The 15,128-nt window shown below is 73.1% G+C and carries 11 protein-coding genes; 2 read left to right on the top strand and 9 right to left on the bottom strand.

Annotation, left to right across the window (positions count from 1 at the left end; genetic code table 11):
* Nucleotides 1–53 precede the first annotated feature (53 nt).
* From WME96_RS38165 to WME96_RS38195, 7 genes are all read right to left on the bottom strand, one after another.
* Nucleotides 54–998 carry a hypothetical protein gene (locus WME96_RS38165; RefSeq protein ID WP_437286484.1) on the bottom strand — a complete coding sequence of 315 codons (945 nt, stop codon included), beginning with the start codon at nt 996–998 and terminating at the stop codon, nt 54–56.
* A gap of 54 nt (nt 999–1,052) precedes the next feature.
* Nucleotides 1,053–2,291 (bottom strand): hypothetical protein, encoded by a 1,239-nt coding sequence (locus tag WME96_RS38170; protein WP_437286485.1) that lies wholly within the window; start codon nt 2,289–2,291, stop codon nt 1,053–1,055.
* Between the two features lie 855 nt (nt 2,292–3,146).
* Entirely contained in the window at nt 3,147–4,379 is a 1,233-nt protein-coding gene (locus tag WME96_RS38175) for a serine/threonine-protein kinase (RefSeq protein ID WP_437286486.1), read from the bottom strand.
* Nucleotides 4,380–4,649: 270 nt separating this feature from the next.
* Nucleotides 4,650–6,398, bottom strand: a complete 1,749-nt coding sequence (locus WME96_RS38180; protein ID WP_437286487.1) for an ABC transporter permease — start codon at nt 6,396–6,398, stop codon at nt 4,650–4,652.
* The gene (locus tag WME96_RS38185; protein ID WP_437286488.1) at nt 6,395–7,615 is read right to left on the bottom strand and encodes an ABC transporter ATP-binding protein; all 1,221 of its coding nucleotides are present in this window, start codon (nt 7,613–7,615) and stop codon (nt 6,395–6,397) included. Before WME96_RS38185 ends, WME96_RS38180 begins: the two co-directional genes overlap by 4 nt.
* Nucleotides 7,612–9,735: a hypothetical protein gene (locus WME96_RS38190; RefSeq protein ID WP_437286489.1), complete on the bottom strand. Its 2,124-nt coding sequence runs from the start codon at nt 9,733–9,735 to the stop codon at nt 7,612–7,614. The genes WME96_RS38185 and WME96_RS38190 overlap by 4 nt, the downstream gene beginning before the upstream one ends.
* Nucleotides 9,732–10,796 carry an AAA family ATPase gene (locus tag WME96_RS38195; protein ID WP_437286490.1) on the bottom strand — a complete coding sequence of 355 codons (1,065 nt, stop codon included), beginning with the start codon at nt 10,794–10,796 and terminating at the stop codon, nt 9,732–9,734. The genes WME96_RS38190 and WME96_RS38195 overlap by 4 nt, the downstream gene beginning before the upstream one ends.
* Before the next feature lie 258 nt (nt 10,797–11,054).
* On the opposite strand from WME96_RS38195, the gene WME96_RS38200 reads away from it, so the two are divergent.
* Nucleotides 11,055–11,600 (top strand): hypothetical protein, encoded by a 546-nt coding sequence (locus WME96_RS38200; protein WP_437286491.1) that lies wholly within the window; start codon nt 11,055–11,057, stop codon nt 11,598–11,600.
* Nucleotides 11,601–11,636: 36 nt separating this feature from the next.
* Here the strand turns inward: WME96_RS38200 and cysK are convergent, their stop codons facing one another.
* Nucleotides 11,637–12,593 (bottom strand): cysteine synthase A, encoded by a 957-nt coding sequence (cysK, locus tag WME96_RS38205; protein WP_061620496.1) that lies wholly within the window; start codon nt 12,591–12,593, stop codon nt 11,637–11,639.
* 51 nt (nt 12,594–12,644) lie between these two features.
* Nucleotides 12,645–13,715 carry a sulfate/molybdate ABC transporter ATP-binding protein gene (locus WME96_RS38210; RefSeq protein ID WP_437286492.1) on the bottom strand — a complete coding sequence of 357 codons (1,071 nt, stop codon included), beginning with the start codon at nt 13,713–13,715 and terminating at the stop codon, nt 12,645–12,647.
* Nucleotides 13,716–14,075: 360 nt separating this feature from the next.
* Here WME96_RS38210 and WME96_RS38215 point away from each other — a divergent pair, with 360 nt between their 5' ends.
* The gene (locus WME96_RS38215; protein ID WP_437286493.1) at nt 14,076–15,023 is read left to right on the top strand and encodes an NAD-dependent epimerase/dehydratase family protein; all 948 of its coding nucleotides are present in this window, start codon (nt 14,076–14,078) and stop codon (nt 15,021–15,023) included.
* The last annotated feature ends 105 nt before the right edge of the window (nt 15,024–15,128 follow it).

The following is a 15,128-nucleotide window of genomic DNA, read 5'->3' on the forward strand; positions in this document are numbered from 1 at the left end:
GTAGCCGACAGCGCCGTGGAGGTCAGCGCGATCTCCGGCGCGCGCGGCGCCGTCTAGAAGCTCGCGCCGAGCAGCAAGCCCTTCGCCTCGGAGGTCACGAGGGGCGCGGCGTGAAAGCGGGCGAGCCCCGTGTTCGGGCTCGCCGTGCGGCTCGAGGTGGTGAGCGCGTACACGGCGGTCCCGGCGAGAACCACGCCGCCGCCGATGAAGCTCCAGAAGGAGACGTTGGCGAGCGTGGTCTGGGAGTCGCGCAGGTCGAGGCGACTCGCGCTGCCGGATGGCTCCCCGTCCGCGGACCTGGCCTTCGCCGTGGAGAGGATCGCGAAGGTCACGCCTGAGGCGACCCCGAGCAGCCCGACCGCTCCGCCCGCGACCACCAGCGGGATGTTCGGGCCCGTGTCGAGGCTCAGCGCGATGCGCTGGTCCGAGCCCCGCGCCACGAACAGCGACGTCGACGTCCTCGCGCCGGCGCGGCGCGCCTCGAGGGTGCGCTTGCCAGGGTCGACGAACACCTGGGTATCCAGGGGCGAGTGCCCGATGAGCTTGCCGTCGATGAGCACCTCGGCGTCATCGACGTTCACGCTGATCCGGAGCGTACCGACCTGCGACTTGGCCTCGGCGAGCCGCTTCTGGAGAAAGCTCCTCTTCTCTAGCTTCTCGCCGAGCGGAAACGTGTCGAGGGCGTACAGGAGGTGCTCGGCCGCCTCGCGAGGCTGATTCACCTCCAGCTCGACGTTCCCGAGATTGCCCGCGACATCGAAGCTCTGCTGGAGATCCCACGCCGCCTGATACCGCGCCTCGGCCTCGGCGAACCTCCCCTCGTCGTAGAACTGGTTCCCCTCCCGGTAGAGCTGCGCGGCGCGCTCGCCCGCGGGCGAGGTCGCAGGCACGCCATCGGTCGGAGAGCTGGGCATCAGCCGCACCTTGCCGGTCGCGCTCGCGGCGCTGGACCCCAGGAGGACCGCGGCGCACATCAGGAACAGAGGAGGGAATTTCAAGAATGACTTTCGCATGATGGCTGCCGCGGGATTGCGATCCGGAGAGGCGATTCCTCAGGGGAATGGACGCGGGGGAGCGGTTGTCCCCGGGGGCGCTGAGGGCAACGCAGCGGGCGCGGACGGCAGGGCCTGTGGTGGGTTCGGCGTGCTCACGGTCGGTTCGTAGACGTCTTCCGGCGTCGGGGGAGCCTTGGGGGGGCGCTTCGCCTGCACCGCGGGACGCGTCGAAGGCGGACGGGCGGCGGCCACCGGCCTGGGGGGCGCGGGCGACGCGCTGGGCGACGGCACGGCCGATGGCGCCTCCGTCGCGGCGGGAGGCGGCGGCTCCGCGACCGGCGGCGGCTGCTCGACGGTCGCCACCGGAGGCGGCGCCGTCGCGGGCGGCTGCTGCTCGGGCAACGCGCTCGGCGCGGGCGTCGCGACGCCTGGCTCGGGCGCCGGCCCGCGGACCTCGTCGACCCGCGCCGCGTCTTGGCCGCTCGGCGGATTGGCGGCGCGCCACAGCACCCAGAAGCCCGCGACGGTCGCGCTCCCCAGGAACACGAGCAGCGCGAACAGGCCGAGCGGCGCGCCGCGGCGGCGCACCGCGAGGGCAGCGGCGGCGGCAGCGGTGGCGGGATCGGGCCGCGCGGCGTTCGGAGGCACCCCCGCGTTCGGAGGCACCCCCGGCCGAGGCGCGGCGGCGACGGGCTGGGGGGCCGGCGCCGCGAGCGGTCGCTGCTTCCGGGGCTCCTCGGGCGGTGGCCAGACGCCGCTACCCACGCCGACGCGCGCCGTGCGCACGCCGCCGGGGCGCACGCCGCCCTGCCCATCGGGAGCGCCGGGCGGGGGGGGCATGCCATGCACCGGGATCCGGCGCATCGTCGGGCGGTTCCGTTCGTCAACGCCCTTCAACAGCGACGGCGCCACCTGGATCTTTTGCAGATCCATGGCCTGGTGCTCTCGGTTCGGGGGCAGGGTGACCGGAGGGACGTACACCTGCTTGTCGCTCGGCCCCGCCTCGCGATCCTGCCGGCGACGCGGCCTGGGATCGCCCCACGGCATCGCTCGCTCGGCGGGCGGCGCTGCGGCGGGGCCAGGCACCCCCTCGTCAGGCCTGCGGCGTGGATCCTGCGAGAGCGCGCGTTGCTGCGCGAGCAGAGGGTGCTCCTGCGGTGCGAAGTTCGGCGCGTCGTACCCGCGCGACGGCTGCTGCGGCAGCGGCGGCGGATGCTGCTGCGGAGCGGCGTCGCCCGCAGCGCCCTGACCCGCCGGCTGCCCTGGCGAGCTCTTGTTCGCGTTCCTGTTGGTCATGCCTGCCCCTCTCGCCACGCGCAAAAGCCGCGCTGCTGCCCCGCGTGGGCAGGAGCGCATCGAGCACCCGGTCCAAGGCTCCGCATTGTCATGGGCGCGCTCCCGAGGCGACCTGCCTCGACCGCTGCTGTGAAGACGGCGCGGCGGACGCCGTGGCAGCGCTCCGGCGAGCGCGCCGCGGCCCAGCGTTGAAGGCGCGCTGGCGGGCGCGCGGCACCTCGGAGCTCACTCGGGGGCGGGGCCACGGCATAGCCCCGAAGATACCCCACCCAGCCGTCGCCACCACGCACCCAAGCATCACGACCCCTCCGCAGCGATACAACGGCGGGCGCCAGGAATCACCGACATCGGGTCCCTCTGCCGTCAGGGGCGTGACGGGACCTGGCGATGCCTGCACGCGCCGGCGGCCCGGACCATGGCCGCGAGCGCGGCGTGGCCCGGCGGGCCGACCCGGCATGAAATCGACCCTGCCCGCCATCGTGCCGCGTTCCTGGAAGAAGCGGGTGATGTCCATGGCTACGCCGTCGGCTCTGGATGGATGCAGCGGTTGCGATCTTTTGCATCCGCCCTGCATCTGTACCCGCACCCAGGTTGAGCCGGCCGCCGTCCGCGCCACGCCGACCCAGGTTGAGCCGGCCGCCGTCCGCGCCACGCCGCACCCAGGTTGAGCCGGCCGCCGTCCGCGCCAAGTTGGGGACCTCCCCGGGCCGCCAGCACCCAGGTTGAGCGCTCCACCCCACCGGGCCGCCAGCACCCAGGTTGAGCGCTCCACCCAGCGCTGCCCGTCCACCCACAGCCCGCAGGGTAACGACTTCGTCGCGCCCGGTGAGATTCCCCGCGAACGCGGCGGCGACGTCAAGGCCGCCGTGAACCCAGGACGCTCACCAGGAACGCCAGGGCGAAGCCAAACAGCACCACGCTCACCACCAGCATCGCCATGACCGCGCGGCTCGGCTCCGCCCGCCGCCGCGCGCGCCTCGCCCCGGCCCCGTACGCCGCCAGGGGCTGTAGCTGCGCAGGTCGCGCTGTGGGCTGCCCCGTACCACCCGGCGCCGTGAGGCCGAACGCCTCCACGGTCGCGCTCAACGTCGGTGCGACGACCGCGCGCACCGGCGGCACCGTCAGCGGCGCCGTGCTCTGCCAGCCCAACCCCGGTGGCACGACCGGCGCCACCGCTGACGCCATCCCCGCCCCGCTGCCCAGCGCCGCGGCGATGCGCGACAGCTCCGCCGCGAACGCCGGGGCATCCGGGAAGCGGAGCTCCGGGCGCTTCTCCAGCGCCCGCATCACGGCGCGGTCGAGCTCCGGCGGCACCGGCCGCGGCGCGTAGCACGACGGCGGCGCCGGGACCTCGCTGGCGTGCGCGCGCACCAGCTCGTGAACGGGCCTCACATGCTCGAACGGCCCGCGGCCAGCGAGCAGCGTGTAGAGCACCACGCCCGCCGCATACACGTCGGTGCGGGCGTCGACGGCGAGCCCGCAGGCCTGCTCGGGCGAGAGGTAGCGCGGCGTACCGACGAGCACCCCCTCCTCGGTCTGGTAGAGCGACGGCGCCGGCGCGCGACCGTCGCCGCCCGGGGCCACCACCTTGGCGATGCCGAAATCGAGCACCTTCACCACACGCCGCCCCTGCGCGTCCGCGTCGCACACGAACAGGTTCTCGAGCTTCACGTCGCGGTGCACGATGCCCGCGCCATGCGCCGCGGCCAGGCCGGCGAGCGTCTGCGTCACCAGGTCGAGCGCCTCCAGCGCCGGCAGCGCGCCGCGCGCCCCCAGTTCCTCGCGCATCGTCCGGCCGTGGAGCCGCTCCATGACGAGGAACGTCCGCCCCTCGGCCGTCCGCCCGAAATCGGTGACCGTCACCAGGTTGGGGTGAGCGAGCCGCGCCAGCGACTGCGCCTCGACGCGCATCCGCTCCACCAGCCGCGGCTCGCGGTTGAGATCGCGGTGCAGCAGCTTCACCACCACCGGCTTGTCGAGGCCCACGTGCGCGGCCTCGATCACCTCCCCCATCCCGCCTCGCCCGAGCCAGCGCACAGGCCGGTACGGCGTGCCGTACAGCAGGGTATCGCTCAGCTCTGGCGCCACGCATCGGCGGTCTTCGTGCGAAGGCAAGGCGATCCTCCGCGGGCCGAGGTGGTGCCGCCGTCGTGACGCGACGCGAGGATCGAATTCCCCTCTCGCTCCCGGACCTCGAGCGCGCGAGCGCTCTTTTCACACGCCCTCCCGGAGCGCTCAAGATTTCGACAGATCCGCGCGCGAGCGCATCCTGAAGCATTCCCGCGACGAGATCCAAATTTCCACACAACATCACGAACACGTCCGATTTCAAATCACGGCGCGCGGGAGATCCGGTGCTCAAGCGACGGTGCCCGCGGCGCTCGCGGGTTCGTCGCTCCCTTGCGCGGCGGCGCGCTCCAGAGTCGCCTGCTCGGCCGCGAGGGCCGCCTCGTCCTCCTGGGCGAGGAGCGCGCTCGTCTCGGCGAAGGCTGCCTCGCGCCGCGCGATGACGGCGGCGCACCGCGAGCGCGCCGAGGCGAGCAGGCCGAGGCCGGCGGCGACCCAGCCGACGGAGGCCGCGTACCCGGCGATCACGACGGGCCCCGGATCGCCCTCGGTGGCCTTGGAGATCATCGCGAACGCGTAGAACGGCGAGGGCGCCGCGACGAGGAGAGCCCTGTCGCTGGTGCTGAGCTCCGCGACGAGGCCGGCGATGGCCGCGATGATCCACGGGCCGACCGCGATCGCGAAGAGCAGCGTCAGCAGCAGCACGCGCGCGATCATGGGCGAGGCGGTCCGCGCGCGGAGGAAGGCGCCGAGCCCGACGAGGAACACGTAGAAGGCGAGCGCGTAGACGGCGAAGTACTCGAGCTGCCGCGTCTGGATCTCCGGCGACGCGATGGCCACGCCGGCGACGAGCCGGTGGCCGACGGCCCAGAGCGCGACGACCGCCGGGACGCCCACCGCGAGCAGGAGGTACGCCGAGCGCGCCACGCCGGGGCCGAGGAACCGGCGCAGCGGGCTTACGCGGCTGCGGGCCCAGTGCACCTCGACGCGGCGCGACGGGCCGATCGGCTCGCCGGCGAAGAGGAACACGCAGAACGTCAGGTGCGCGAACATCGCGCACATGCCCGCGATGATCGCGGGCAGGCGGTCGGTCGGATCCACCGAGAACGCTGGCACCGACGCGGCGGCGGCGACCACGGGCGTGCAGACCGCGAACCACGTCTTCAGGCCGGAGGAGCGATCGTCGCTCTCGCTCGTGAGGTTCGCGACGGTCACCTGGTACAGGAACCAGGCCGGGACGGCGATCGCCGCGACCGGCAGGAGGACGAGGAACAGCGCGTAATCGAGGCCGAAGGGCGCGCGCTGGTAGGCGACGGGGAGCCAGATCGGAGGGCCCTCGGGCACCTCCGGCCAGGCCAGGTGCGCCGCGTACGAGAGCCCGGCGCCGCCCGCCATGAACAGGCAGATCGACAGGGGGAACGCGAGCAGCAGCGTGACGAGGATCGCCGCGCGGAGGCTCGCCATGGTCGAGCTGATCGCGAGCCCGAACGCGACGCTGAGCAGCGCGAGCAGGAAGAGGAACGCGAACGCGATCACCACCTCGGTCGCGGTGATCCCGCCGAACAGGAACGGCATCGCCCCGACCGGCGCGAGCATCACCACGTACATCGAGATCGCCGTGTAGGCCGCGAGGAATTTGCCGCGCGCGATCTCGCCGGGCGGGATGCCCGTCAGGAGCACCGCCTCCCAGGTGCGGCCCTCGCGCTCCGAGGCGATGCTGTTCGCGGCGACCGCCGGCCCAACCAGCGCGACCACGAAGTACGCCACCGAGAAGAAGACCTGGAACAGGATCACCCCCGTCTTCGCGGGCGCGACGTCCCTCGAGGCGATACCGCCGATCGACGCGATGAGCAGCGTCATCAGCACGGCGAACACGAGGAGGATCACCGGCGTGCGGGCGAGGCGCGCCGCCTGCTTGAGCTCGCGGATCCAGATCGGGTTCGGCTCGCCGACGAGGCGCGCGGCGCGGTGCCTCGCCCGATCGACGAGCCGCTGCGACGCCGGACCGCCGGGCGACACGGAGCCAGTCTGCACGCTCACTGCACCTCTCCTTGCGTGACCTCGAGGAAGATCCGCTCGAGCTCGTTGCGCTCCGGCTCGACCCCGATCACGCCGATCCCGCTCCGGACGAGGTGGTGCACGATCTCGGCGATCTTCACGTCGTTGCCCACGTAGCCGACGTGCACGGCGCCCGCGATGATGTCGACGTCGGTGATCCCCGGCCCGCCCCGGAGCAGGTAGGCCGCGGCCTCGGGCTCGCCGAGGACGCGCACCTTGAGCTTGCGCCGCGACAGCGGCGACAGCCCGGCGTACGCCGCCGCCTGCGCCGCGCCCCCCGGCGCCGCGCCGTGGGGCGGGTGCGGGCCGTACCCGGGCGGCGGACCGGCCGCCGGCGCAAGATCGCCCGCGGCCGGAGCCCCCGGCGCGCCCGCAGGCGGAGCTGCCTCGAGGCCGTACGGCGGCGGCGGCGCGGGGTACGCGTGCGCCGCGGGCGCGCCGGCGTGGCGGGGCGGCGCGTGCCCGTGCGCCTGCGCGGCGCGCAGCGCCTCGAGGCGCGCCGCGATCTCCCCGATCGGACCGGCGACGACGAGGCGGCCCTTCTCGAGGATCCCGATCGACGTGCACACGTCGGAGAGCTCCGTGAGGATATGCGAGGAGAGGAAGATCGTCTTCCCCAGGCTCCGGAGCTCGAGCAAGAGGTCGCGGATCTCGATGCGCGCGCGCGGATCGAGATCGCTCGCCGGCTCGTCCAGGATGAGGACCTTGGGGTCGTGCAGCAGGATCCTCCCGAGCTGGAGGCGCTGCTTCATCCCCTTCGACATGGTGGCGACGATCCGGTCCTGGATCTTGCCGAGATCGGTCAGCTCCAGGACGGCGTCGACCACCTCGAGCGACGGCACCCGGAACGCGTCCGCGAAGAACTCGAGGTACTCGCGCACCGTGATCCGGTCGTAGACGCCGGCGTGATCCGGCATGTACCCGATGCTGCGGCGGACCGCCGCCGGGTCGATCGTGACGTCGACGCCGTCGATCTCGACCCGCCCCGCCATCGGCTCGAGCAGGGTCGCCATGACCCGGATCGTCGTCGTCTTGCCCGCGCCGTTCGGCCCGATGAAGCCGAAGATCTCGCCGGGGCCCACGTCGAAGGTGACGTCCCGGAGCACGTCGAGCGAGCCGAAGCGGTGCGAGAGGTGACGGACGCGGATCGTCGGCGCGGGCCGCTCGATCCGCGGCGCGAGGGGCGGCGCGGCGCTCACGGCCGACCTCCGTAGCCGACGATCCGCACGAGCACGCGGTCGCTCTCGATCCGCAGCCCCGAGTCGCTCGCGCGCCCCTCGCCGCCGTCGAGCTGGCCGAGCAGGACGGGCACGCCGGCCGGGAACCAGTCGACGGCGGTCCCGGCCGCCTCCTCGACCGCCAGCCACGCGGCGCCGAGCCCCGGGGCGTCGGGCTCGAGGAGGGGGCCGAGCAGGCTGCCGCCGAGGTCGTGGACATCCAGCCCGCCGACCCGCCGCCCGAGGCTCACGTGCGACAGCCAGTACTGCGCCTTGCTGTGCGCCCCGAGGTCGAGCCCGGCGCGCGACGAGACCTGCTCGCCGTCCCGGATGCGGGCGAAGTAGCGGGCCACCCCCGTCGAGATCCACAGGACGCCGCCGCGGAGATCGCGGCCGCTCCGGTTGGTCACGACGACGTCCCCGCTCGGCTCCTCGACGATCGCGATGCCGTCGCCGAGCGGCGCGACGCCGTCCTCGCGGACGATCACCGTCTGCCACGGGAGCGCAGCGACCTTCGTCAGACGGGCCCCGTCGCGGTCCACGAGGAGCCGATCGCGCCGCTCCGAGAGCTCGGCCAGCACCGCCGTGCTGATGACGCCGCTCGCGTCGGTCGTGCGGACGGTGAGCTCCTCCGCGCGCGGGACGAAGAAGCCGCGGAACCGCCGCACCGCGCCCTTCGAGATGCCCGCCCCCGCCTCGATCAGCGTGAGGTGGCGCGCCCTGCCGCGCACCCCCTTCGCGATCAGGCCCACGCCGACGATCGTCGCGAACGCGACCGCCGCGTACACGGGCAGGCGCCGGAGCGCGCGCAGCGGCCTCCCCTGCCGCGCGGCGCGCGCGAAGTTGATCGGGCCGGCGAGCACCGCGTAGATGCAGAGCAGCACCGCGGAGACCCCGATCGCCCAGCGCGAGCTCTCGTTCGGATCGAGCTCCCGCCGCACCGGATCCAGATCGAGCCCCATCGCCTCCTCCCCCGGGCGGAAGGCGATCGTGGAGCGACGATCGTGGGCGCGGCGCGCGAGATCGGCCACCCGGATCTTCGCCCACGGGTCGTTGGACGCGGGCGGGCGCGTCGGGTCGAACGCGAGCAGGTGCACCTCGCCGAGGCCGTAGGACGCCGAGCTGCCGTACGCGCTCGCGCGCAGGTTGCCGCCCGACCAGCCGGAGAGCGCCTCGGTCAACGCGGGGCTCGCGCTCGGCGCGGGCAGGAGCACGTTGCCCTGCTTGCCGAGGCCGCTCGGCGCGGCCGGCGGCGCGAGCTCCACGAGCGTGGGCGGCGCGACGCCCGCCTTCGCCACCTGGCCGCCGACGAGCGCCGCGAGCGTCGGGTGCCGCAGATCCTCGGGGCGCGCCACGGCCAGCGCCAGCGTGCCGCCGGAGAGCACGTAGCCGGCGAGCGCCTCGAGCTCGGCGCCGTGCAACCTCGAGAGCGTGTCGGTGCGCATGAGCACGGCGTCCGCCGCGCTGTACAGGGCCGCCCGGTCGGGCAGCAGCGGATCGCCCGTCGCGCTGTCGTAGCGCGGCTGCCCGACCCACAGGACAGGGCTCGACGACCCGGAGCCGCGGCCGGTCGGAAGGTACAGCGGCGCGACCGGCGCCTCGTGGAGGCCGCCCCGGACGAGCGACGTCTCGCTGACGTCGAACAGCACCACGCCGTGCTGCATGGTCGACGAGAGCGCGTGCGACGAGACCTGCGCGCCGCGCTCGTCGAGCGCCCGCACCTGCACGTCGGCGAAGGGCGACACCTGCAACGGCACGCGCACGTTGACCGACGCGCCCGCCGCCACGGTGTACGGCGCCGTCGCGACGAAGACGCGGTGCTCGCCGTAGCGCGTCGACGAGACCTCGACGTCCCCTCGAGCCGCCTTGCCGCCGTTGTTCTGGATGCGCACGACGACCTGGTTCCACCCCCAGGGCACCGCGCCGCTCGTCCCGAACACGGGCGCGGCGTCGACGGCGAGCTCCGGCGCGCCCGGCGCCGGCGCCTGCGCGAGCGCGGGCCCCGCCGCCGAGAGCGCCGCGAGCCACGCCGCGCCGGCCGCGGTCCGCGCCGCGCGAGCGACCCGGCGCGCCCTCCCCCGCGCGTCAGCGCCGCGCCTCATCGGCGGATCGCCTGCGCCACGGCCTCGGGCCGCGCCTCGACCGCCGCGAGGAGCGCGGAGATCACCTGATCGGTCGTGATCCCCTCCGCCTCGCCCTCGAAGGAACGGATCATGCGATGGCGGAGCACCGGCTTCGCGACCCGCTGCACGTCGGCGAAGGCGACGTGCGCCCTGCCCTGGAGCAGCGCCACGGCCTTCGCGGCCAGCACCAGCGACTGCGCGCCGCGCACCCCGGCGCCGAACCGGAGCGCCCTGCGCACGATCTCGGGCGCCCCCTCGGCGGAAGGATCGCTCGCCCGCGTGAGCCGCGACGCGTACCGCATGACCGGCTCGGCGACCGCGACGTCGCGGCAGAGCGAGCGGAGCGACAGCACGTCGTCGCGGGTGAGCACCCGCGGCGGCGGCCCGCGATCGTGGCCCGTGGTCCGCGCGAGGATCTCGGTCAGCTCGTCCTCGGTCGGGCTCGGCACGAGCACCTTGAGCAGGAACCGATCGAGCTGCGCCTCCGGCAGCGGGTAGGTCCCCTCCATCTCGATCGGGTTCTCGGTGGCCAGCACGAAGAACGGCTCCTCCATCGCGTACCGCGTGCCCGCGATGGTGCACGCGTGCTCCTGCATCGCCTCGAGCAGCGCGCTCTGCGTCTTCGGCGTCGCCCGGTTGATCTCGTCGGCCAGGATCACCTGCCCGAAGATCGGCCCCCTGTGCAGCGAGAAGTGGCGCGAGCCGTCCGCGGCCGAGACGAGCACGTTGGTCCCGGTCACGTCGCTCGGCATGAGATCCGGGGTGAACTGGATGCGCGAGAACCTGAGATCGAGGCAGCTCGCGATGGTCCTGACGAGGAGCGTCTTGCCCAGCCCGGGCGCCCCCTCGAGCAGGACGTGCCCTCCGGCGATGATGCCCCAGAGCGTCTGCTCGATGACGTCGCCTTGGCCGACGACGGCCTGCCCGATCGCCTCGCGCAGCCGAGCGCTCGTCTGCTGCGCGAGCTCGAGCCTCGCCTCGAAGGAGGCAGGGGCATCGCCCTGGCCTCCGTCAATACCCGCGCCTGATTCCGCCGCCATCTGGTCGCCCTCGGGCGACGACCATAGCCGGCCGCGCGCCGCGCGTCGATCACGGCCGCGGCGCGTCGTTCGCGCCCGCGCCGCGAGGCGCGGCGGCCTTCAGCGCCGGCGCCGCCGCGAGGACTCGACATCTCGAGTCGAGACTCGAGATCGACGGGCCGCCGGATCCCGACGCGTCGCCGGACACACCGCGGACGCACAGCGAGACATCCCGTCCAATCTGCTCGGCGGCGCACATCACCATGCTATCTTTCGCGGATGAACGTGCTTATCCGGACCTGTCGCAGCGTGCTCGGTTCGCTCCTCGTTTCCGCGCACGCCCGTGCGGCGCTCACCGCGTCTCTCGCGCTCGGCGCGAGCGCCTGCGCCTCGGTGGTCGGCGACCATGAGGCCGAGACGAAGTTCCTCGTCAAGCCGACCTCGCAGTCGACCTTTTCAGGATGGAGCGAGGTCTCTGTCTCGCAGGATCCGAACTCCGTCGACGGGGCCAAGCTCAGGTTCATCCGGCTCGAGGCGCGCGACAACAACGTGCCCGACCTGACGTTCATCAAGAGCATCACCGCCTCGGCCGTGGTCGACGACGTCCCGACCGTGGTCGCCAGGAAGGCGAAGATGCCCACCGGGGAGCGCATCGTCCCGCTGGATCGGGTCTATCACGACGACATCCGGAAATTCTTCTACAAGGACGACGAGAACGGCGGCTACACGGTGCACGTCGACTGGAAGGGCGAGATCGATCTGACGAAGACGATCCCGCCGGAAGGCGTGTGGATGAAGGTCATCGTCTCGGTGAGCATCGAGTGACCTGACCACCGCGACGCCCTTCCTCTGCCCTGACGACTAGCGGGAAGCGGGCCCCCGCGCGCAGCCGACGAGCTCCTTGAAGAGCGGCGAGGTGACGTACCGCTCCCCGCCGTCGGGCAGGATCACCACGATGTTCTTGCCCTGCATCTCGTCGCGCGCCGCGACCGAGAGCGCCGCCGCCATGGCCGCGCCGCCGGAGATGCCGACGAGGATCCCCTCGGCCTTCGCGAGCCGGCGCGCGGCCTCGAACGACTCGTCCTCGGACACGGGCACCACCTCGTCGATGAGCTCGCGCCGCAGGATCTTCGGGACGAAGCCCGCGCCGATGCCCTGGATGAGGTGCGCCCCAGCGCGCCCGCCGCTCAGCACGGCGGCGTTCCGCGGCTCGACCGCGATCATCTTCACGCCGGGCTTCTTCTCCTTGAGCACCTCGCCCACGCCGGTGATCGTCCCGCCCGTCCCCACGCCGGCGATCACGACGTCGACCGCGCCGTCCGTGTCGTCCCAGATCTCGCGCGCGGTCGTCGCGCGGTGCGCGGCCGGGTTCGCCGGGTTCTCGAACTGCTGCAGCATCACCGCGCCGGGCGTCTCCTCGACGATCTGCCGCGCCCGCGCGACCGCCTGCACCATCAACGACCCGGGCGTCTGCAGCACCTCCACCCCGAACGCCCGGAGCAGCGCGACCCGCTCGGGGCTCATCGTCTCGGGCATCGTGAGGATCAGCCGGTAGCCCTTGGCCGCGGCGATCATCGCCAGCGCGAGGCCCGTGTTGCCGCTCGTCGGCTCGACGAGGACGCTCCCGCGGCTCAGCTTCCCCCGCCGCTCGGCGTCCTCGATCATCGCGAGGCCGATGCGATCCTTGACGCTGCCGCCAGGGTTCCGGCTCTCGACCTTGCCGAGGAGCGTGGCGCGCAGCCCCTTGCCCGCAGAGCTCAGGCGAACGAGGGGCGTGCGCCCGATCGTCGCCGCGATGTTGTCGAAGATTGCACCCACCTGGCCGCCCTCCGTGATGGCACCCGGCCAGACGGAGCGCCGGCCCGGTGGCTAGATGGAGTAGTCTTGCACGAAGATCTTCGCGTCGCGCAGATTTACAAGAACCCTGTCCCCCTCGGACAGCCCGAGCTCGGCGACGCGGTCCTTGGTCATCTCGACGGAGAGCGGCTGGCCGTCGGAGAGGCGGAGCTCCGCCTTCACCATCCACCCGACCCGCGACAGGCGCTCGACGCGCGCCATGCTGGCGTCGTCCGATCCGGGGGGGTCCGACGAGTCGACCCGGGCGTGGAGCTCGATGTCGTGCGGCCGCACGAAGGCGCGCACGCTCGCGCCGTCGCCGGTCCCGGGGGGCGCGTGCACCGCGAGCGTCCCGAGCGCCGCCTGGCCGTCGCGCACCTCCCCCTTGAGCACGTTGATCGACCCGACGAAGCTCGCCACGAACTCGGTCGCCGGCCGGTCGTAGATCTCCTCGGGCGTGCCGATCTGCTCGACCCGCCCCTTGTGCAGCACGATGACCCGGTCGGCGAGGTCCATCGCCTCTTCCTGGTCGTGGGTCACGAAGACGCTCGTGATCCCCCGCTCCTTGTGCAGCCGCCGGATCCACTCGCGCAGCTCGAGGCGCACCTTGGCGTCGAGCGCCCCGAACGGCTCGTCGAGCAGCAGCAGCGACGAGCCCGGGGCGAGCGCGCGTGCCAGCGCGACGCGCTGCCGCTGGCCGCCGGACAGCTCGTGCGGGTACCTGCCCCCGAGCCCGTCGAGCTGCACGAGGCTGAGGAGCTCCTCGACGGTGGCCGCGATCTCCTTCCGGGGCCGCTTCCGGATGGAGAGGCCGAAGCCGATGTTGTCGCGCACGGTCATGTGCCTGAACAGGGCGTAGCTCTGGAACACGAAGCCGATGTTCCGGTCCTGCACCCGCGTGTGCGTCGAGACCTTGCCGTTCAAGATCACGTCGCCGGCGTCGGGGCTCTCGAGCCCGGCGATGATCCGGAGGACGGTGCTCTTGCCGCCCCCGCTCGGCCCCAGCAGCGCAACCAGGGCGCCGCTCTCGATCTCGAACGAGACGTCGTCGACCACCTTGTTCGGACCGAACCGCTTCGTGAGCTGCTGGACAACAATTCCCATAAGCGACAGCTAGCCTTCTGCCCGTCCCGCGCGCGCCCCGGACAGAAGAAACCAAGGCGCTCAAGCGTGCCCCAGAGTCGCCCGCCGGACGGGGAGGCGCAACCAGATTCAGAAAGACACATCGGAAAGGTGGGTCAATTTGCAAGTTGCAAGAAGCGCGCTTCTCGCGCTTCATCGTCCGCCTCCGCTCGGGCGCGAGGGCGAGCGCCCGCCTCGCGCCGCCGGCCGCTGCCCGACCCATGGACGGCTCGAGGTGCTAGCATCGCCGCGCCGCGACGCGGCGGGACCGGGACGGGAGGCCGCAGGGCGGCAGGACGAGGGCGCCGGGCCGCGGCGCGGCGGGACCAGGACGGGAGGCGGATGCGTTGTCTGGTGACTGGGGTGGCCGGGTTCATCGGCTCGCACCTCGCGGAGCGGCTGATCGAGCTCGGGCATGAGGTGCTCGGGGTGGACCGCTTCACCGAGTACTACGCCCGCGAGATCAAGGAGGGGAACCTGGGCCGGCTGCGCGGCGAGCCCCGCTTTTCGCTGGCGACGCTCGATCTCGCGACCGCCGACCTGCGCCCGCTGCTCGCGGGTCGCGAGGTGATCTTCCACCAGGCGGCGCAGGCCGGCGTGCGCCCGAGCTGGGGGCAGAGCTTCGAGGGCTACCTGCACGACAACGTGCTCGCGACGCAGCGGCTGCTGGAGGCGGCGAGGACGCACGGCCAGGTGCGCAAGCTCGTCTACGCCTCGTCCTCCTCCGTCTACGGCGACGCCGAGAATGTACCCATGCACGAATCCAGCCGGACTGCACCGCACTCGCCTTACGGGGTGACCAAGCTCGCCGCCGAGCAGCTCTGCGAGCTGTACCGGCGCAACTTCGGCCTGCCGACGATCTCGCTCCGGTACTTCACGGTGTACGGCCCGAGGCAGCGCCCCGACATGGCGTTTCACCGGTTCATCTCGGCGGTGCTGAAGGGCGAGCCGGTCCGCGTGCATGGCGACGGCGAGCAGACGCGCGATTTCACCTACGTGGGCGACGCGGTGCAGGCCAACGTCGAGGCCATGGAGGGCACCGCGGTCGGCGTGTTCAACATCGGCGGCGGCTCGCGGGTGAGCCTCAACGACGCGCTCAGGCTCCTCGGGGAGCTCGCGGGGCCCGTGCGCGTGGACCGGGGAGAGCCGCAGGCCGGGGACGTGCGGCACACCCTGGCCGACACCGCGGCGGCGCGCGCGGCGCTCGGGTACGCGCCCCGGGTGCCGCTGCGCGAGGGGCTCGCGGCCCAGGTGACCTGGCAAACGAGGATGCTCGGGCTCTCCCGGTAGCGGAGCGCCGCGCCCTCGCGCGGCGCGACGACGCGGGAGCGCGGCGCGCGCCGACAGCCGTCTGCCGCAGCGGCGACGATCCCTGGAGGATCGCGCGATTCCGCT

Origin of the sequence: Sorangium sp. So ce406, from assembly GCF_051474675.1 — a bacterium.
Taxonomy (GTDB): Bacteria; Myxococcota_A; Polyangia; order Polyangiales; family Polyangiaceae; genus Sorangium; species Sorangium cellulosum_G.

Excerpts from the sequence above, each read along its gene's own strand:
- WME96_RS38170 (WP_437286485.1), bottom strand. The coding sequence starts at position 2,291 with ATGACCAACAGGAACGCGAACAAGAGCTCGCCAGGGCAGCCGGCGGGT.
- WME96_RS38190 (WP_437286489.1), bottom strand. The coding sequence starts at position 9,735 with ATGAGGCGCGGCGCTGACGCGCGGGGGAGGGCGCGCCGGGTCGCTCGC.
- WME96_RS38195 (WP_437286490.1), bottom strand. The coding sequence starts at position 10,796 with ATGGCGGCGGAATCAGGCGCGGGTATTGACGGAGGCCAGGGCGATGCC.
- WME96_RS38200 (WP_437286491.1), top strand. The coding sequence starts at position 11,055 with ATGAACGTGCTTATCCGGACCTGTCGCAGCGTGCTCGGTTCGCTCCTC.
- WME96_RS38210 (WP_437286492.1), bottom strand. The coding sequence starts at position 13,715 with ATGGGAATTGTTGTCCAGCAGCTCACGAAGCGGTTCGGTCCGAACAAG.
- WME96_RS38215 (WP_437286493.1), top strand. The coding sequence starts at position 14,076 with ATGCGTTGTCTGGTGACTGGGGTGGCCGGGTTCATCGGCTCGCACCTC.